The sequence below is a fragment of the Ensifer sp. genome, from assembly GCF_035999135.1.
Classification (GTDB): Bacteria; Pseudomonadota; Alphaproteobacteria; order Rhizobiales; family Rhizobiaceae; genus Ensifer.
The window spans coordinates 53,465-71,788 of the sequence record NZ_DASYGZ010000198.1; the positions used below are offsets into that span (position 1 = coordinate 53,465).

The following is an 18,324-nucleotide window of genomic DNA, read 5'->3' on the forward strand; positions in this document are numbered from 1 at the left end:
GCTTCTCCCCATTCTGTCCGCTCTGTCGAACGGACGCGTGATCAGGTGAATTGCGAAGGCTTGCGCTCTTGAAAGGTCGCTCGCCGCAAACGGCGGCACAGGGCGACGTCAACACGGCAACCGCCGTGGATCGGCGCGGACATTACCACATCGCCGGGCTTCCGTCAGTCGCTTCGCCTTGGGGCGATGGCGTCGGCTCCCGTTTCGCGCGAACCGCTGCCCTGACCTGGCGAACGCACCTACAGATTGCATATCGTAATCCGAAGCGATCTCGCCAACCCGTAGCCCCGCCGCCATGCGGCCTTGCACGGCGCCATCTCATCCCGGCATCAGGCGGCCCAAAGCGCGCGCCAGATCCGCCCAATGCACTGCCATTGCTCGCGTTTCCGCTACCCCTCCCAACGCGGAATCAGGCGCATGACCGCCCGGGAAATTGGTAGCGCCCACTTTAAAGTAATATCTAATACAAGTTGAACGATGCAAGAACGCTCCAAGCACGAAACGAGTTTTCGCCCACCCACCTCCCCCAATTGGGTGAGGAACAATGCGTGAAACCGCCAACGAAAAATCACGCGCGCTTGATAAACGCTAAAGTTGCACCATATACAAACTGAAAACAATTTATGCGATCACATGAACCTTCGTCTCGTTGCCGGCGGCATGCTTGCCGCCCTCCTGTGCGCAATCGCCATCATCCTGTTCGCGCCACGAACAGAGCAATTCATGAGCTACTCCAAGTACGAATGGACTGTTTCCGCACTGCGCAAGCGCCCGACTGTCCGGCAGGACCTTACGGAGGTGTGCGTCTCGGAATGGGCGTCCGAGCTCAAGGACGCCCAACTTGAGGGAACGCCCTATCCCAGCCGGGTGAAGGCGGCGGAAGACCTTTGCCGCCGGTACTTCGACGTCATCATCGATGGCAGGCTGACCTTCGCCGAATTCAACCGCTCGATGTCGGGCGCCCTTTCGCTCTCGGTGATCGAGGAGGCCGAGCGCCGGGCGCCGCGCCCTCCGCGCGGCGAGTGAAGGCCAAGGGCCTCACCTCTCCAGACACCGTAGGTCACACAGAGCTTCGCGGCCGTCAGCCTTGCTGGCGCCGGCGCTCGCATGAAAGCGTCCCGGCGGCTCCTCGCCAACAGATCATGTCCCCCCGCCCAAGGCACCGGAGGCGGCCATCCCACGAGCCGGTCCATTCACTCCGCGAGAAGGCCAGGACGCCGGGCACCGGGCGGCGCCGTCCGTCGGTCGCCGGCAAACAACGGCCCGCCATGGGGCGCCAGTTCCTCTTCGGCAAGCCGGATCAGCTCTGCCACCTCTCCCGCGCCGGCGCAGCGCAACGCCGTGTCGAAGCGCTGGGCAAGGGCCGCGTCCGTTCGCTGGATCAGCCGCGGCAGCCATTTGCCGCGGCCCGACCAATGCCCGCGGCCCCGGAGCATCAGATCGGCGAGCGGCCGCATCAGTTCAGCGGCAATGGCGCGGATCTCGGCGGCCGGACGCGGATCGCGCAGATCGTCGACCAGATCGGTGATCTGATAGCGAAGCCCGTCGCGAATTTCCGGCGTCAGCGGCGCCGGCCCTTGCTCAAGGCGCTGCCGCGCCTCGGCCTGAAGCGCTTCGGCGCGCGCGGGGTCTGGTCCGATCGCGACGCCGCCCGCCAGCATGTGCGGAAGCACCGGACAACCGCCCGCCATATCCTGGTCGGCGAACCAGTTGAGCGTCTCGAAGTCGTGCACGAAGGCCTCGATCGGAAAGCCGTCGAAATGGAAGCTTTCGCGCCAGGCGGCCGGCAAGGTCTCGTGCAGCACCACCAGATCGATGTCCGAGGTCTCCGTGCCCTCGCCGCGCAGGATTGAGCCCGCAACAATCGCAAAGATCGCCTGCGGAAAGCGTTCGGCAAGCACCGCCTGCGCCGCCGTCACGGCCCTCGCCGCGCGGTCTGCGGTCGCAGTTGCGCGCTTTGCCACCGCGCCGGCGTTTCCAGTCTCGTCGCTCATTCAAACCTCCAAACACAAGGACCCTCCCGATATGGCGTCATCACATCGGAAGGGTCCTTGAAGCAGGCGACGGATGCCAGCGCTATTGCAGCGTGCGGGTCGGTGCCGGCGCCGGCTGAGCGACCGTGGCACCAGCCGGATTGGTGGCAGCCGAACGGGCACTGTCGAGGCCGGTCGCAACGACCGAGACGCGGAACGTACCGTCAAGCGAGCGGTCGAAGATCGAGCCGACGACGATGTCGGCCTCATCATAGACCTCTTCGCGAATGCGGGTCGCGGCTTCGTCCACTTCGAACAGCGTCATGTCCATGCCGCCGGAAATCGAGATCAGCACGCCGCGCGCGCCGCGCATCGACACTTCGTCGAGCAGCGGGTTGGCGATCGCCGCTTCGGCGGCCTTCAGCGCCCGGCCTTCGCCGGTCGCCTCGCCGGTGCCCATCATCGCCCGGCCCATGCCCTTCATGACCGACTTCACGTCGGCAAAGTCGAGGTTGATCAGGCCTTCCTTGACGATGAGGTCGGTGATGCAGCCGACGCCGGAATAAAGCACCCGGTCGGCGATCACGAAGGCATCGGCAAAGGTGGTCTTGGCGTCGGCGATGCGAAAGAGGTTCTGGTTGGGGATGACGATGACGGTGTCTGCCGCCTCGCGCAGCCGCTCGATGCCCTGCTCGGCCGTTTCCATGCGGCGCTTGCCTTCAAAGCTGAAGGGCTTGGTGACGACGCCGACCGTCAGGATGCCCGCCTTGCGCGCGGCCGCAGCAATCACCGGGGCCGCACCCGTGCCCGTGCCGCCGCCCATGCCAGCGGTGACAAAGCACATGTGCGTGCCGCCGAGGTGGTCCATGATCTCGTCGATCGATTCCTCCGCCGCCGCCCGGCCGACATCCGGCAGCGAGCCGGCGCCGAGGCCTTCGGTGACCGCCGCACCCAGCTGGATGATGCGCGACGACTTCGACATCGCAAGCGCCTGCGCGTCGGTGTTGGCGACCACGAAATCGACGCCCTGAAGCCCCTCGTTGATCATGTTGTTGATGGCGTTGCCGCCGCCGCCGCCGACCCCGATCACGGTGATCTTCGGGCGCATTTCGGTGATCGTGGGCTTCTTGAATTCGGTCATGGCTTTGTCTCCTAGAGCCGGCGCCTCGCGCGGCACCGGCAGCGGCGAATCGGGCAGCTGTTATTTTAGGAATTGAAAAAAGCCATGGAGAAGGCAAGGAAAAAGGACGGAACGCCTATCCACATATGAATTTTAGCGGGTCCGCAAAGGCGGGAACCCGGCCATCGCGACGCTACAGAAAAACAAAAAAATATACCAGACGATCAAGGCTTTAAGGGGCGTCCGCCCCTCACCCTAACCCTCTCCCCGCAGGCGGGGAGAGGGAACGAGGAAGACGGCTTTCTCCCAATTCGAGGCCCCCGGACAGAGATTTGGGCTGCCAAATTGGCCGAAGGAACGAGTGGCTGCCACGCGTCTCCTTCTCCCCGTCAAAACGGGGAGAAGGTGGCCGGCAGGCCGCATGAGGGGCATCTCCGCATCCAGAGACGGGCGGGGAGCATCCCTTCCCAGTCGCAGCTCTACGCCTCGAAGCTCGGCCGCGCGCGCACCCGCTCCAGCCAGCGCTGGACGTTCCTGGCCGAGGTCGGGATCTCCATCTCGAAGACATCGCAGAGCCAGGCGGTGACGCCGGCGGTGATGTCGGCGATCGAGAATTCCTGGCCGGCGAGGAACGGACGACCGTCCGAAAGTTCGTCGTCGAGCCAGCCCCATTTCTTCGGCACGGCCACGCGCTCGGTCTCGGCAAAGGCGGGAAACTGCGTCAGCCGCTCGGCGAAGAAGGCGTCGGAATGCAGCGCCACATTGCCGACGGTGCCGAGGATGACGAGTTCGGCGCGGCGGTTCCACATCTCCACCTTGGCGCGGCTGACGGCGTCATGGCCGAAGAGCTGCGGCTCGCGGTGCATTTCCTCGAGATAGCGGCAGATCGCGACGCTTTCGGTAATGATCGCGCCGTCGTCGAGTTCCAGCACCGGGATCTGCCCGAGCGAATTGACCGCCAGGAACTCCGGCGCCTTGTGCTCGCCCTTGGCGAAGTCGACATCGACCATCGGCAGCGAAATCCCCTTCTCCGCCATGAAGATGCGCACGCGATAGGAATTCGGCCCCATGCCCTGATAGAGTTTCATAATGTCCTCCTGTCGATGAGGCGCCTCGCCTCGTTCCTCCTCAACCGCGCCTAAGCGGCATACCGATTGTTTATAGCAACCGGTTTTATTTAACTCAACGGTTTATTTCGTCTCCCGGGGTTTTTCGAGCTTGCGGTCGCGGATTCGGGCCGATCCTTGCTTACATGCCTGCGGTCGCGCCTTGCCGCCTGAAGCGGCTTTGGGGCATGCTGGTCTCAACCAAAGGAAATGACGCCATGCCCATCCGCTCGATTTGCTGCTGCATCGCCCTCCTTGTCGCCGCCGGCCAGGCAACCGCGGCGCTGGCGCCCAACTACCAGCGGGCCCGCGAACTGACCGCCGTCATCAACGCCGTTGCCGCAGCTGTTCCCAAATACCCGATCGACAAGGTCATCAGCCAGGGCCGCGACCGCTATGCGGTGGTTGCCGGCAAGTGCACGGTGATCGCCAGGATCGTCGCCCTGCCCGCCAAGCCCGGCCTGGTTGGTCCCCGCCAGTTCGAGGTGGCGCTCGACAAACCGGAGTGTGATTAGGGCAGCACGCGAGATCGATCGCCTTACAGCCGCCACCCCCGGCCAATCACGAAACGCGCCGTTTCACCCGGCTTCATCGCCTGGTCGGCATAGGCCTTCAGCGTCTGGCCGTCAGCGAGCGCAAGCGTCAGCGCAAAACGCTCGCCCTCGAACACACACGCGATGACCCGCATCGCGATACCCTCGACGTCGCGGCTCACATGCTCCGGCCGCAGCAGAACATCGCACACGGGCTGATCGATCGCGCCTTCTCTGCCAAGGCCAGCGAGTGCCTCGCGCATCACCGCCCACTCCAGCGCCCGCGGCGCGCCCTCGGGCAGCGCCAGCCGCAGCACGGCGCCGCGGCCGATCAGGCCGCCGACGATGGTACCCTCGGGTCTGGCGTAGATTTCGGCCGGCGGCGCCATCTGCATCAGCCGCCCCTCGTGCATGACGGCCACATCGGTTGAAAGCGCCATCGCTTCGGCCTGGTCGTGGGTCACATAGATCATCGTCGCGCCCGAGCGCTCGTGGAAGATGCGAAACGTCTCTTCCATCGACTTGCGCAGGTGCTGGTCGAGATTGGCGAGCGGCTCGTCGAGCAGCACCACGTCGGGGGACGTCACCAGGCAGCGGGCAAGCGCCACGCGCTGGCGCTGGCCACCGGAAAGGGCGGCCGGCCGGCGATCGGCATAATCAGTCAGTTTCACCAGCGAAAGCGCGTCGCCAACGCCCCGGCGCCAGGCATCGCCCGTGATGCCGCGCACCTTCAGGGGATAGCCGACATTTTCGGCCACCGTCATGTGCGGCCAGAGCGCATAGGACTGGAACACCATGGCCATGTTGCGCCGTTCCGGCGGCAAGGCGAGCGACGCGTCGGATAGCCGCCTTTCGCCGAAGTCGATCGAGCCGTCGCTCGGACGCTCGAAGCCGGCGATCATCCTGAGCACCGTCGTCTTGCCGCAGCCGGACGGTCCGAGAAGTGCCAGAAAGCCGCCTTCCCGCACCCTCAGCGACACGTCCGACACCGCCGGCCGGCCGCCGCCGAAATGCTTGGTGAGGTGGTTGAGGATCAATTGCGCCATGGCAGCACGCCTTCCGGGAGATATCTTGCGAGTGCCTCGAGCGCCGCCATCAGGGCGACGACCATCATCACCACCAGCACCGAGAGCGCTGCTGCAAGGTCGGACGAGCCGCTGTCGTCGAGATTGAAGATGGCAACGCCCAGCGTCTGGGTGCCGGCCGACCAGAGCAATGCGGAGACCGTCAGTTCGTTGGCCGCGATCAGGAAGACGAGGATGATCGCCGCCCCGGCCGCCGGCGCCACCAGGGGCAGGATCACGTCGCGCATGCGCCGGAAGAACCCCGCGCCCGAAAGACGTGCGGCCTCCTCGAGCGAAGGATCCATCTGCAGGAAGGCGCTCATGACCGGTTTGAGGCTGACCGCCAGGAACGACGAGAAATAGGCGATCAGGATGATCCAGATCGTCCCGTAGAGCGAGATGTCGAGCACCGGCAGCGGTGCTGCGAAGGTGAGGATGAAGGCGACGGCGAGCACGATGCCGGGCAGCGCATAGGGGATCTCGATGAGAATGCCGAGCGCGTTGGCGAGGCCCCCCTTGCGCCGAGTCATGAGGTAGGCCGAAGGCACCGACACGGCGAGCAGCCCGAGGGCTGCGGTCGTCGCCAGGAACATCGAATTGCCGAACGCCTTCAGCGTCATCGACTGGCGGAAAAGGATCTCTTCGTAAGCCCGAAGCGACACGGTCTGAAGGTTGAGCGGCACGCCATAGGCGGGCACCAGCGAGCTTGCGACAAGGGCCGCAAGCGGTGCGACCAGCACGAAGAACAGGATCAGGAGCAGCACCAGCTCGACGGCCAGCCGCAAGCGGCCGAGCGAAAAGGCGGCATTGGCGCCGGAGAGCCCTATGATGCGATAATCCTTCCCCGCAAGCGCCCGCTGCTGCAGCATCAGGCCCATTGCAGCAATCACCGCGATCAGGCTGGAGAGCAGCGCGATCTCGCCGAAGGTGCCAGCCCCGAAGCTTGCAAGCCGGGTGTAGATCAAGGTTGGCAGCACCTCGATCCCCGCGGGAATGCCGAGGATCGCCGGAATGCCGAAATTGCCGACGCCGGAGACGAAGGCGATGGCAGCACCCGCAATCAGCCCCGGCGCAGAAAGCGGCGCGACGATATCGCGAAAGACACGCAGCGGCGTGGCGCCGGCAAGCCGTGCCGCCTCCACCCCGTCGCGCGGCGAGGCCGAAAGCCCGGCTTTGAGCGCCAGGAAGACCAGCGGCGCATGCTGGACGCCGAGAAGCAGCGAAATGCCGCCAAGCGAATAGAGCGGCTGCGGGCTTCCGAGCGGCGGCGCGATCCCGAGCGTCTTTAGAAGCGGGCTTGCCGGTCCCGTCATTTCCACCCAGGCCAAAGCCGTCACCTGCGGCGGGATCATCATCGGCAGCATGAAGGCAAAGCTCAAGACAAGTTTGCCGCGCACGTCCGTCAGCGCCACGGCAGATGCAAAGAGCGCGCCGATGACGACCGACACGACCATGCCGCCAGTTGCCGTGATCAGCGTGTTGCGGATCGCGGCGAAGGTCGCGGGTTCCGAAAGCACCCCGATGGACTGACCGGAAACGAGCCCGGAAAAACCGGCCTTCGCCAGGCTGATCAGCGGCAGGAGGCAGAGAAGGAACAGGCAGGCGAAAACGAAAGGCACCAGCAAGCGCGGCTCGGCAGCCGACGTGGCGCCGCCCCTCGCCGGCAATGGCGCGCGTCCTCTCAGGCGTGGAATGGGAAAGCGCAGCCAGCGGTGCCGGCTGCGCGCATCGTTGCGTTCAAGCATGGACGGATCAGTTCGTGCCGAAGATGCCCGAGAAGGTCTTGAGGTCCGTATCGGAATTCTTGACCGCTTCCGCCGCATTGACCGGCAGCACCTTGATCGCCTCACGGGCCGGATAGCCGGCAGGCAGCGCCACGCCGTTGCGGGCGGGGATATAACCCATCTTCACCGCCACCTTCTGGCCTTCCTCGGACAAGAGGAAGTCGACGAATTTTTGGGCGGCGTCCACATTCTTGGCGGTCTTCAGGATGCCGACCGGCTCTGTGACGGCCGAAACACCCTCGGCCGGGAAGACGAATTCCACCGGCGCGCCCTTGGCCTTTTCGCGGATCGCCATGAAATCGACGAGCATCCCGTAGGCCTTCTCGCCGGTCGCTACCGCCTTCAACACGCCGCCGTTGCCGCCGGCAGCCGTCGCGCCATTTCCGGCAAGCGCCTTGTAGTAATCCCAGCCGAGGCCGTCGATGCCGGTCAGCGTCTGCGCGTGGATGAGGGCTGCACCCGAGGTCAGCGGGCTCGGCATCGTGACGAGACCCTTGGCTTCGGGCTTTACGAGATCCTGCCAGCCCTGAGGCTTCATCGCGGCCGAGGTGTTGTAGACGATGCCGGTGGTGATCATCTTGGTCGAATAATAGGCGCCGCCGGCATCATAGAGCGCCGCGTCAAAGTTTGCTGCCTCCGGCGACCTGTAGGCGGCAAGATGCCCCGCCTCCTTCAGCCGCTGCATCGTCACGGTGTCGGCGATCAGAAGAACGTCGGCGACCGGATTGCCGGCTTCGATCTCGGCCATCAGCTTGGCCATGATCTTCGTCGTACCCTCGCGCACCCATTCGACTTCGATGCCGGGATTGGCCGCCTGGAAGGCATCGACGGTCGCCTGCGCGTCTTCGTTCGGCTGGCTGGTGTAGAGCACCAGGTTTTCCGCATAGGCGGCCGACGCAAGCAATGTGGCAAAGACAGCGCCGGCAAGCGCAGAAACAAAAGATTTCATGGATATGCCCTCGTGTTGAAACTGGCGCCGAGGGATAGAGCCGCCTTTTTACAGCGGTGTGACAGGAACGATGTTGAAGCGGCTGCGAAGGCCCGGCGAGCCGGTGGAATGTCGCCGCGGCGTGAAGCGAGCGCTCACCGCGCCGGCGACGACATCAGGCTGCGGTGGCGCACATAGGCGTTGGCGAGCGTGTACAGGAATTCGCGGTCGCTATAGTGCGCGTAGTCGCAGATCTTGTAGACCCGGGCGAAATTGCGCACGGCCACCTCGAATTCGGGCCCGAAGCTGTTGTCGACATCACCGAAGTAGAAGCCGATGTCCTTCAGATACTTCTGGATGAGGCGAACGTCTCCGCACTCCGACTGGATCGTCAGCTGGTTGAACTCATTGGTGGTGAAGATCGAGACGTCGTCGTTGCTCTTCTTGCTCTCATAGGTCACCACATAGCCGAGGTTTGCCGCCGCCATGAACATGTTCATGGCCTTGAGGATGAAATTGTAGTCGACCGGCTTTCCGCCTGCCGACACCATGGTGGAATTGGTCGCCATCATCATCGAGGCGATGCGCGCGGTCATGGAAAACGGCCCACTGAGCGAATAGCCGAGCACCTCGAACACACAGCCTTGAGCCTCGTAGTCTTCGGCCGGGTCGAGAACGCGGTTGAGATATTCGCGATCGATGCCGGTGATGCGGTTTCCCTCGCCGTAATGAAGACGTCCGCCGGCGTCGAGGCTCCGCCTGGTGGCAACCATCCCTTGCGCCGCTTCCACGGCAAGTTCCCGGATCGCAATGCCGACGCGGCGCATGGCGATGCTTGCCATCAGGGCCTCGGCGGTGGTCTTTTCCAGCCCGTGTTGCGGAATGACGCCGGCCACATGGCCGACATTCGCATCAAGGCTGGCGAAGCTGAAATCGAGCTCACCCTGCAACTGCCCGTACCAGTTGGGCGAAAGCGCCTTCAGCGCGAAATTCTTCTTTTCCAGCTTGCGCCAGAGGGCGGCAAAGTCGTTGATGGTGATCTCGAAGACATATGGAATGTCCAGCGCAGCATTGAATTCGTCGGCCATTGAGTACCTCCCGAAGCACTCGGCACCGCCACCTGAAATAGGTGGTCCCCCCACGCTACACTCACATATCGGCCGAAGGCGGCATAGTCATCCAAACGGGTTAGAAAGCCCCTGTGGCGCCTTATCCGCGTGCTCCCGCCCAAGTTGTCCACACATACTTTTTCGAAAAAAATTGCGGGCGATGTCACACCGGGCGGTGCCCGCTCGTCATGGTATCGGAACCAACGAAAGGAAACGGAACCATGACTGCCAAGATCGACCTTTTCGCCGCTGCCCCGCAACTGATGAAGAGCTGGACGAGCGTCTCCGTCGCCATCGCCGCCAGCCTCGACGCCACCATCATCGAACTGGTCAAGATCCGCGCCTCGCAGATCAACGGCTGCGCCAACTGCATCAACATGCACACGCAGGAAGCGCGCGCCAAGGGCGAGACCGAGCAGCGCATCTACCTGCTTTCCGCCTGGCGCGACGCGCCCGTCTATTCCGATCGCGAGCGTGCCGCGCTAGGCTGGACCGAAGCGCTGACTCGCCTGTCGGAAAGCCACACCCACGATCAGGCATATGAGGCGCTGAAGACCCATTTCACCGAGGAGGAACAGGTGAAGCTCACGCTGATGATCAATGTCATCAACGGCTGGAACCGACTGGCGGTCGGCTTCGGCCTCTGGATCGATCCGGCCGCGGCAAAAGCCGCGCAGGCGGCTGCCTGATGGCCGAAAGCGCGACCATCGACGCAGCGGCGGTTTTCGACCCGCTGCGTCCCAAGCTTGTTCGCGTCGCCTACCGCATGCTCGGCTCGGTCGCCGATGCCGAGGACATGGTGCAGGAGGCCTTCATCCGCTGGATGGGGGCCGACCGCGCGTCCATACGCGAGCCGGAAGCGTTCCTCCGCCGCACGGTGACAAGGCTCTGCCTCGACCAGCTGAAATCCGCGCGACGGAAGCGCGAAACCTATGTCGGCCCCTGGCTGCCCGAACCCGTTGTCGAGGAGGAGCCGGAGGACGACGTCACCCTGCCCCTGATGCTGGCGCTCGAACGGCTGTCGCCGCTGGAGCGCGCCGCCTTCCTGCTGCACGACGTCTTCGGCCAGAGCTTTGACGAGGTGGCGGCGACGATCGACCGTGACGCCGCCGCCTGCCGCCAGTTGGCGGCCCGTGCCCGTACCCATGTGCGCGAGGAACGGCCGCGCTTTCAGGTCGAGCAGCAGCGCGGCCTGGAATTTGCCAACGCCTTCTTCGCCGCGTCCAGAAACGGCGACATGAAGACGCTCGGCGCGATGCTCGCAGCCGATGTCAGCGTCCATGCCGACGGTGGCGGCAAGCGCCCGGCTGCCATGCAGCCGATCCTCGGCTATGACGCCGTGATGAAGGTGCACGAACAGCTCGCAGCCCTCTTCGCCAAGCACGGCTCGACGCTGGTGCGCTCAGGCTTCGTCAACGGCCTGCCCGGCTTCGTCACGCGCGAGGCCGACGGCGAGCTGCAGACGACGGCACTCGAGATTGCGGATGGCAAGGTGGTGGCGATCTATGTGGTGCGCAACCCCGACAAGCTTGCGCACCTGCACTAGCGCCCATGTGCCATCGCCGGGCCATGTCTCATCGCCGGCTCGCAGCCGCCGTTACCACCGGGCGATCAAGGAATGCGGCGCGGTGTCACGCCTGGTTTCCCGACCCCGGCGGCGCCTTCGTCGCGCTCACTTGGCCGCCGCGGCCACGCCAAGCACGTAGCCGCCATCCCAATGCCAGATCTGCTTGTCGTCGACGGTGACCTTGACGATCGCCTGGAACCCGGCAAGCGTCCCGCCGCCGGCATGGAAGGCGCAGGTTCCAACCGGCGGGCTCGCCGAGTCGTAGACGACACAGTAGCCGACTGCCGAGTCACCGTTACCGACGGCAATGACCGCGGTGCTGCTGGAGAACAGCGGGTTGGCGACCACCGGCCCATAGTAGAGGATCTTGGTGCCGACCGGGATCGCCGAGAGGTTCGATTCCGTAATCGTACAGAAGCTCGGGACCTCGCCGGTGAACTGGCTGCATTCCTTGGAGATTGTGAGCGGTTGCGTCGCCGGTGCTGCGGACACGGCCGACGTCAGTGCCAGCGTGGCGCCGGCCGACAGGATCAAGAGTCTGCGCATTGCCTACCCCCTACGGTCGAATGGAAGCCAGGGATTCTAGGCACTCTCTCGCATGCTCGCAATTCGCTGGATCTTCCCGGCCAGAAGTAGCCATCTGCCCTTCAATCGCCCGGCCGAACGCTCATTATGTAGACACCCCAACGGGTACCGTGGCCGCTGACCCGTATGTGGGCTCCGGGTTCGAGCCCCCTGCCACGATCGCTTGAGACATCGCAAAGGCCGTTGTAGACCGGCGGTACGTCCCGCAACTCGATCGACGAGCCGCACCGGCGCGAATGGCGAGGATCCGCATCCGCTACGGTGAACGGAAGTTCGACCGGATGGCCGCCGACCAGCGCAAGGGCCATCGGACAAGCCATGGCGACAGCGTGACGTCCGATAAAATACCCCGCCAGCGTAGAGCCGAGGAGGCCAACGGCTCCGCCGATCCCGCCACCCCGGATGCCGTGTTCGCGCCTCCATGTGGACCAGAAGAACGCGATCGCAAAAAACAGGCCGCCGGTGCTTCCCACACGGCTCGACACCGCCATCCACTCAACCGATGGCACAAAAGGTTGGCCGGCAAACTTGGCATAGGCAGGGAGTGAAGCGACAAGAATGAGGCCGAATATCAGGGAGCGAGCCGGGCCACGCTGCCGCCTGTGCGTCATCTCGCCGTTTACATCAGCCATCGAGCCACCTGCATCCACAGAGTGATCGCCTGCTCTTCCCGGCATAGTGTGAGTTGCAGCCTGAAGAGCGTCAAGCCCACCGGGCCAGGGTCTCAAGTTGCAAGGGCAGCGCACCGCTTGCAGGACCGCAAGCAGTGCGCCGATTACTGGCTTCCCGAAGCTCAGGCCGCCTTTTGGCCGGCGGGAACCCGCGCGATCACCTTGATCTCGAAGTCGAAGCCGGCGAGCCAGTTGACGCCGATGGCGGTCCAGTTCGGATAGGGCTTTTCCGGGAAGATCCGGCTCTTGACCGCCATGAAGGTTTCGAACTGGTTTTCCGGCTCGGTGTGAAAGGTGGTGATGTCGACGATATCGTCGAACGTGGCGCCCGCCGCCTTCAGCGTCGCCTCGAGATTGTCGAAGGCCCGTTCGACCTGGCGCTCATAATCCGGCTCGGGCGACCCGTCCTCGCGGCTGCCCACCTGCCCGGAAACGAACAGCAGGTCCTGTGACTCGATGGCGGCGGAATAGCCGTGTGCCTCGTAGAGCGCGTGGCGGTTTGCGGGAAAGATCGCGTTGCGTTTGGTCATCTGTCTGGTCCTTTGCCAAATTCGGGGCGCAGAAGCGGGCTGGCGCTGCCGGCTCAGGCAGACCTTCACAAAACCCGCTTCATTTGATATACGCTGCGTATATGAATTAACCAAATACGAGACGTATGTCAAATCCATATACGCGGCGTATACGAAAATTCGAGGACAGCATGGTACGAAGCCGCCAGGAGACGATGGAAGAAAACCGCGTGAAACTGATCGCGGCGGGCCGAAAAGCTTTCGCCGAGAAGGGTTTTGCCGCCGCCTCGATGGACGAACTGACCGCCGATGTCGGCCTGACGCGCGGCGCGCTCTACCATAATTTCGGCGACAAGCGCGGGCTGCTTGCCGCCGTCGTCACCGAGGTCGATGGTGAAATGGCCGCGCGCGCCAAGGAGATCGGCGCGACTGCTGGGGATCACTGGCAAGGGATGCTTGCCGAAGGGGCCGCCTACATCGAGATGGCGCTCGACCCGGAGGTCCAGCGCATCGTGCTGCTCGATGGCCCGGCCGTGCTTGGCGACCCGTCGAAATGGCCGAGCCAGAACAGCTGCCTGGTGGCGACCAAGCGCTCAGTGGAACAATTGCTGAAAGAGGGCGCGTTGAAACCGGTGGACCCGGAGGCGGCAGCCAGGCTCCTGAGCGGCGCCGCCCTCAACGCCGCCCTCTGGGTTGCCGCCAGCGACACTCCCAACGACGTACTGCCAAAGGCAATCGACGCCTTTAAGACCCTCGCCTCGGGTCTGCTGGCGGATCGCTAAAGCAACCGGCCGCTACCCTGCCCTTTCTCCCACCAGTTCCCAAAGATCGATCTTCGCCGCGCGCCCCTTGACCTGCACCGGCCCGATCGCGCGGAACTCGAAGCCTTCGGCGACGGCCTGATGGACCGCACCGCTGACGAGGATCGAGGTGTTGTATTCCTTGTTGAGCCCCTCGAGCCTGGAAGCGACGTTGATGGTGTCGCCCATGGCCGTATATTGCTGGCGCGAGGCGGCACCGATGCTGCCGACGACGGCGGGACCGGTGTGCAGCCCGAAACGGGTGAAGAGTTCCGGCCGGCCCGCCGCGCGGTTATCGGCGTTCAGGCGCTCGACGCCCGCCTTCATCGCGAGCGCGCAGCGACAGCCGTTTTCGACGTGCCTCAAATCCTCGACCGGCGCATTCCAGACGACGAAGATGGAATCGCCGAGATACTGCACCACCGTGCCGCCATGCGCTTCGGCGATCGCGTTCAAAAGCTCGAAATAGGCCGAGAGGATATCGACCACGTCCTCCGGCGAATGGCGCTCGGAAATGGTGGTGAAATCGCGGATGTCGGTAAAGAGCGCCGTTACCTCCTGCCGCCTGCCCTTGACCACCGCCCCGCCTTCCGGGCCCACGATCCGTCGCACCACCTCGCGCGGCACGTAGAGCGCAAACTGCACGATGGCGCGACGGCTGGCGGAAAGGGCTGCCCCGAGCGTGTTGATCTCGGTGATCCAGGAATGCGGGACGCCCCTGCCCGTAAAATTGAGGTCGCCGATCCGCCGCGCCTCGTCGGCGAGCCGGTCGAGCTTCTGGCTGATCACCCGCGACAGCATCAGCGATCCCAGAACGCCGGCCACCAGCACGGCGGCGGCGATCGCAAGGTTGCGCACGAGCAGCCGGTTCGCCTCAGCCACGAGATCGTCGAGGGGCACGACGATTGCGACCGAACTCCCCTTGAACAGGCCAGCGAGGCTGACGGGCGCGAGCTGGGCAAGATAATGTTCGCCGTCAAGATCGAGCTCGGCAAGACCGCCATTGGCGTAGCGTGCCTCCTTGCGCAGGCGCGCTATCGCCGCAACGGCCGGTTCGAGGCCGCGCGTGTCGGCGCCGCCGCCTGACCAAGTACCAAGAATTCGCCCCATGATCGATGGATCGGAATGAACGACCAGCGCATCGCCGTCGCCGATGATGAAGGATCGCGCGCGCGGCGAAATCTCGCGCGGATCGAGCAGCCGGCTGACGGTCTGCAGGTGAATGTTGACGCCGACGACGACCCGGTGGTCGTCATTCATCGACGCCGCCAAGGCGAGCGTCGGAACTTTGACCGTCCCGGTGACGAAGGGTCCGACCGAAACCGGCTCGCCGCTCATGACCGCGGACTGATACCAGGGACGCTGGCGCGGATCGAAGGATGTCGGCTCGGATTTCGCCTCGCCGATCGGCCTGGTCATGCGGTCGATAAACCGGACGGTCGACACCGCCGCTCCGCCCTCTCCCGGCACGATCGTCTTGATGGCATAGGCGGCGGCCTCCGGAGCCGACAGGCTCTGGCGCACATAGTCCTTGGCCGTGTTGATCACCTGCAGGTAGGAGCCGTCGGGATAGCCGGCATAGATGCTGGTGGCGTTCGACACGCTTCGAAGCACTTCGAGGAAGAACTGCTGCTTTTCGTCCAGGTCCTGAGGCGGCGCGGCAATGAGCTGCGGCACCGTCGATGCCAGGCCCACGGCCTCCTGCCCGCCTTCGAGCGCGTTCCTGTAGCCTTCGATCAGCCGGAAGCTCATCTCGCGCATGTGCTTGGCGCCGGCAAGCACCGCCGCCTGCCGCCCCTGGCTGAACGCCATCCAGATGATCGGCATCGCCGTGCACAACAAAAGTGCAACGACCAGCACGCTGAGATGCACCCTGAGAGGCCTGGACCAGTTCACGCACTTCCCCCGAAACGCGGACCGTTGTTCAGGCAAGCCTATCACCGGTCCGGGCGGGCAGGAATGCGCAATCTTTCAAACAAATAGGCCATTTCACGCGCTCGGCGAGAGCGTGAAATGGCCGGTCTGAAAGGCAGGCGGATAAGGCCTCAGTTCAGCGGGATGGCGTTGCCGTCCTTGCTGTCCTGGTAGGTGGAGGAGAGTTCGTCGTATTTCGCCCGGATGGCGTCGGCGCGGACCTGCAACTCGTCGCGCTGCGCTTCAGGCAGGCCGTCGATCAGCCTGTGGATCGACTGTCCCTTCCAGAAGGCGTTGGTGCGGTTATAGCCGCCCGGCTCCAGCGTGAAGACCTCCTTCAGGATCTTCAGGTCGTGCGGAATGGAGAAGCTGTCGCGCGAATCCTCGTGGCTGAAGAAGTAGTAGAAGTTGTCGAAGCCCGCCCAGGTGATTGCCGACAGGCACATCGAGCAGGGCTCGTGGGTGGAGAGAAAGATGAGATCGCGGCTATCCGGGCGTTCGGTCCCGGTGATCTCGTAGAAGCGCTTCAGCGTGTGCACCTCGCCGTGCCAGAGCGGGTTTTCCGTCTCGTTGTTGGTTTCGACGAGCACGGTCGAAAGATCGGATTTTCGCATCAGCGCGGCGCCGAAGATCTTGTTGCCGCTTGCAACGCCCTTCTCCGTTGCCGGGATGATGCCGCGCTCCATGGTGGAAAGCAGCGCATCGAGCAGCTGATAATTGTCGGTCTCTTGTGTCATTCCCAAAGTCCTTTTGTTGGGTTTTTCAATCAACGCCAGGAAAAACAGGAGGCGGCCTCCTGCCCGGAATGGCGGGTTTCGAAGCAATCCCAGGAAAAGTGCGAAGCGGTTTTCCGTCCGGGATTGCGGGTACCAAAGCAATCCCAGGAAAAGTGCGAAGCGGTTTTCCGTCCGGGATTGCGCAGTTCATACCAGCCCCGGAAGAAGCCGAAGTCGGCTTCCACCCGGACCTGTCGACAGCACTTGTTGCTAGTGCGCCTCCGCCGCAAGCAGCGGCACTTCGGTGCCCTTGGCATCGTAGAGCTTGCCGTTGAGGAAGTAGTCGCCGTCATGCAGCCGTGCGATGTCCTGGTAGCGGATCGTGCGCTCGGTTGCAGCCACAAACACCGACTGCTGGTCGGAATTGCCGGTTTTCAGGTGGTTGAACAAGAGGTTGAGCGCGATTGCCATTACCGCCGCCGAAGAGATTCCGGAATGGAAGATCGTGGCGACCCAGGCCGGGAAGTGTTCGTAGAAGCCGGGGGCTGCGATCGGGATCATGCCGAAGCCGATCGAGGTGGCGACGATCACCAGGTTCATGTTGTTGTTGTAGTCCACCTTCGACAGCGTGCGGATGCCGCTCGCTGCGACCGTGCCGAAGAGCACGATGCCGGCGCCGCCGAGAACCGAGGTCGGCACCGAGGCAACGACGCGGCCCATGACCGGCAGAAGCCCGAGTGTCACCAGGAACATCCCGCCGGTTGCCACCACATAGCGGCTCTTCACGCCCGTCACCGCCACGAGCCCGACATTCTGGGCAAAGGCGCTCTGGGTGAACGAGCCGACGATGGGCGCGAGAATGCTTGAGAGCATGTCGGCGCGAAGACCGTCGCCGAGCCGGCGCGAGTCCACCTTGGTCTCGACGATTTCGCCGACGGCGAGAATGTCGGCGGACGTTTCCACCAAGGTCACCATGATGACGATCAGCATCGAGATGATGGCGGCGAGTTCGAAGGTCGGGTAGCCGAAGTGGAAGATCTTCGGCAGCGCGAAGACCGGACCCTCGGCCACGTGCGAGAAATCGGTCATGCCGGCGACATAGGCGATGCCGGTGCCGATGATGATCGCAAGCAGGATGGAAAGACGCGAGATCGCCGCACTGCCAAGCTTGCTCAAGAGAAGCACGATGATCAGCGTCACGGCTGCGAGCTGGATGTTGGCGGTGCTGCCGAAGTCAGGCGCCGCCTTGTTGCCGCCCATCGCCCAGAACGCTGCCACCGGCATCAGCGTCAGCCCGATGGTGGTGATGACGATGCCGGTGACGAGCGGCGGGAAGAAGCGCGTGACGCGCGAGAAGATCGGCGTGATCAGAAGGCCGATCAGCGAAGCGGCAATGACCGCGCCGAGAATGGCCGGAATGCCGCCATTGCCGGAAATGGCGATCATCGTCGCCACGCCCGAGAACGATACGCCCTGCACCAATGGCAGGCGGCTGCCGAAGAACGGCACGCCGATCGTCTGCAGGATGGTTGCGAGACCGCCTGCAAACAGCGAGGCGGTGACGAGCAGGCCGACATCGCCGGAATTCAGGCCCGCCGCCTGGCCGAGGATCAGGGGAACGGCGACGATGCCGCCATACATGGTCAAGACGTGCTGCAGGCCATAAGCGAGATTGGCGCCGATGCTCAGCCGTTCGTCTTCGGGGTTCTGGATCGGGTTCTGGGCCGGATTCTGGGCCAGATTCTGGGTACGCGTAGTGTCCTCTGAAATGCTTGCCAAGGGTATCTCCTCCATACCTTCGCGAAATGTCCCGTCTCCAAGGGACACACAGAAGGGTACTGAAGGGTGTCAAATCTCGCCTTGCTAAAAAAAGCGAAACACCTTTCGGCTTTTGGGCGGGAATGGCCGGAGGGCGAAAACAAGCAGATCCGCGGGGTCGGGTCGG

At 63.9% G+C, this 18,324-nt stretch carries 18 protein-coding genes; 5 read left to right on the forward strand and 13 right to left on the reverse strand.

Annotation, left to right across the window (positions count from 1 at the left end; translation table 11 throughout):
• The first annotated feature begins 633 nt into the window (after positions 1 to 633).
• Complete coding sequence (locus VGO12_RS25805) at positions 634 to 1,026, forward strand: hypothetical protein (protein WP_327515564.1); 393 nt, start codon at positions 634 to 636, stop codon at positions 1,024 to 1,026.
• Between the two features lie 167 nt (positions 1,027 to 1,193).
• Here VGO12_RS25805 and VGO12_RS25810 read toward each other — a convergent pair whose 3' ends face one another.
• The 3 genes from VGO12_RS25810 to VGO12_RS25820 all read right to left on the reverse strand — a co-directional run bounded on the left by VGO12_RS25810 (position 1,194) and on the right by VGO12_RS25820 (position 4,181).
• Positions 1,194 to 1,994: a nucleotidyltransferase domain-containing protein gene (locus VGO12_RS25810; protein ID WP_327515565.1), complete on the reverse strand. Its 801-nt coding sequence runs from the start codon at positions 1,992 to 1,994 to the stop codon at positions 1,194 to 1,196.
• Positions 1,995 to 2,076: 82 nt separating this feature from the next.
• Positions 2,077 to 3,114 (reverse strand): cell division protein FtsZ, encoded by a 1,038-nt coding sequence (gene ftsZ, locus VGO12_RS25815; RefSeq protein WP_327515566.1) that lies wholly within the window; start codon positions 3,112 to 3,114, stop codon positions 2,077 to 2,079.
• Positions 3,115 to 3,572: 458 nt separating this feature from the next.
• Entirely contained in the window at positions 3,573 to 4,181 is a 609-nt protein-coding gene (locus VGO12_RS25820) for a glutathione S-transferase family protein (RefSeq protein ID WP_327515567.1), read from the reverse strand.
• A gap of 236 nt (positions 4,182 to 4,417) precedes the next feature.
• On the opposite strand from VGO12_RS25820, the gene VGO12_RS25825 reads away from it, so the two are divergent.
• Positions 4,418 to 4,714, forward strand: coding sequence for a hypothetical protein (locus VGO12_RS25825; RefSeq protein WP_327515568.1), 297 nt, complete (start codon positions 4,418 to 4,420; stop codon positions 4,712 to 4,714).
• A 23-nt stretch (positions 4,715 to 4,737) separates the two neighbouring features.
• Here the strand turns inward: VGO12_RS25825 and VGO12_RS25830 are convergent, their stop codons facing one another.
• From VGO12_RS25830 to VGO12_RS25845, 4 genes are all read right to left on the reverse strand, one after another.
• On the reverse strand, positions 4,738 to 5,778 hold the full coding sequence (locus VGO12_RS25830) for an ABC transporter ATP-binding protein (protein ID WP_327515569.1): 1,041 nt from the start codon (positions 5,776 to 5,778) through the stop codon (positions 4,738 to 4,740).
• A complete protein-coding gene (locus tag VGO12_RS25835; RefSeq protein ID WP_414650775.1) occupies positions 5,766 to 7,619 on the reverse strand; it encodes an ABC transporter permease in 1,854 nt (617 codons plus the stop codon). Before VGO12_RS25835 ends, VGO12_RS25830 begins: the two co-directional genes overlap by 13 nt.
• Positions 7,549 to 8,529: an ABC transporter substrate-binding protein gene (locus VGO12_RS25840; RefSeq protein WP_327515571.1), complete on the reverse strand. Its 981-nt coding sequence runs from the start codon at positions 8,527 to 8,529 to the stop codon at positions 7,549 to 7,551. The genes VGO12_RS25835 and VGO12_RS25840 overlap by 71 nt, the downstream gene beginning before the upstream one ends.
• A 134-nt stretch (positions 8,530 to 8,663) precedes the next feature.
• Positions 8,664 to 9,596 (reverse strand): peptidoglycan-binding domain-containing protein, encoded by a 933-nt coding sequence (locus VGO12_RS25845; RefSeq protein WP_327515572.1) that lies wholly within the window; start codon positions 9,594 to 9,596, stop codon positions 8,664 to 8,666.
• Positions 9,597 to 9,838: 242 nt separating this feature from the next.
• On the opposite strand from VGO12_RS25845, the gene VGO12_RS25850 reads away from it, so the two are divergent.
• Complete coding sequence (locus tag VGO12_RS25850; protein WP_327515573.1) at positions 9,839 to 10,306, forward strand: carboxymuconolactone decarboxylase family protein; 468 nt, start codon at positions 9,839 to 9,841, stop codon at positions 10,304 to 10,306.
• Positions 10,306 to 11,163, forward strand: coding sequence for a sigma-70 family RNA polymerase sigma factor (locus VGO12_RS25855; RefSeq protein ID WP_327515574.1), 858 nt, complete (start codon positions 10,306 to 10,308; stop codon positions 11,161 to 11,163). Before VGO12_RS25850 ends, VGO12_RS25855 begins: the two co-directional genes overlap by 1 nt.
• 126 nt (positions 11,164 to 11,289) lie before the next feature.
• Here VGO12_RS25855 and VGO12_RS25860 read toward each other — a convergent pair whose 3' ends face one another.
• The 3 genes from VGO12_RS25860 to VGO12_RS25870 form a co-directional block, all read right to left on the reverse strand.
• A complete protein-coding gene (locus VGO12_RS25860; protein WP_327515575.1) occupies positions 11,290 to 11,730 on the reverse strand; it encodes a hypothetical protein in 441 nt (146 codons plus the stop codon).
• Between the two features lie 101 nt (positions 11,731 to 11,831).
• Entirely contained in the window at positions 11,832 to 12,401 is a 570-nt protein-coding gene (locus tag VGO12_RS25865) for a hypothetical protein (RefSeq protein WP_327515576.1), read from the reverse strand.
• Positions 12,402 to 12,562: 161 nt separating this feature from the next.
• Entirely contained in the window at positions 12,563 to 12,970 is a 408-nt protein-coding gene (locus VGO12_RS25870; RefSeq protein ID WP_327515577.1) for a RidA family protein, read from the reverse strand.
• A gap of 170 nt (positions 12,971 to 13,140) precedes the next feature.
• Between VGO12_RS25870 and VGO12_RS25875 the strand changes: the two genes are divergently transcribed.
• Entirely contained in the window at positions 13,141 to 13,731 is a 591-nt protein-coding gene (locus VGO12_RS25875; RefSeq protein ID WP_327515578.1) for a TetR/AcrR family transcriptional regulator, read from the forward strand.
• 12 nt (positions 13,732 to 13,743) lie between these two features.
• Here VGO12_RS25875 and VGO12_RS25880 read toward each other — a convergent pair whose 3' ends face one another.
• The 3 genes from VGO12_RS25880 to VGO12_RS25890 form a co-directional block, all read right to left on the reverse strand.
• A complete protein-coding gene (locus tag VGO12_RS25880; RefSeq protein WP_327515579.1) occupies positions 13,744 to 15,645 on the reverse strand; it encodes an adenylate/guanylate cyclase domain-containing protein in 1,902 nt (633 codons plus the stop codon).
• Positions 15,646 to 15,794: 149 nt separating this feature from the next.
• On the reverse strand, positions 15,795 to 16,400 hold the full coding sequence (locus VGO12_RS25885; protein ID WP_327515580.1) for a nucleoside deaminase: 606 nt from the start codon (positions 16,398 to 16,400) through the stop codon (positions 15,795 to 15,797).
• 249 nt (positions 16,401 to 16,649) lie between these two features.
• Positions 16,650 to 18,173 carry a nucleobase:cation symporter-2 family protein gene (locus tag VGO12_RS25890; RefSeq protein ID WP_327515581.1) on the reverse strand — a complete coding sequence of 508 codons (1,524 nt, stop codon included), beginning with the start codon at positions 18,171 to 18,173 and terminating at the stop codon, positions 16,650 to 16,652.
• Positions 18,174 to 18,324 lie beyond the last annotated feature (151 nt).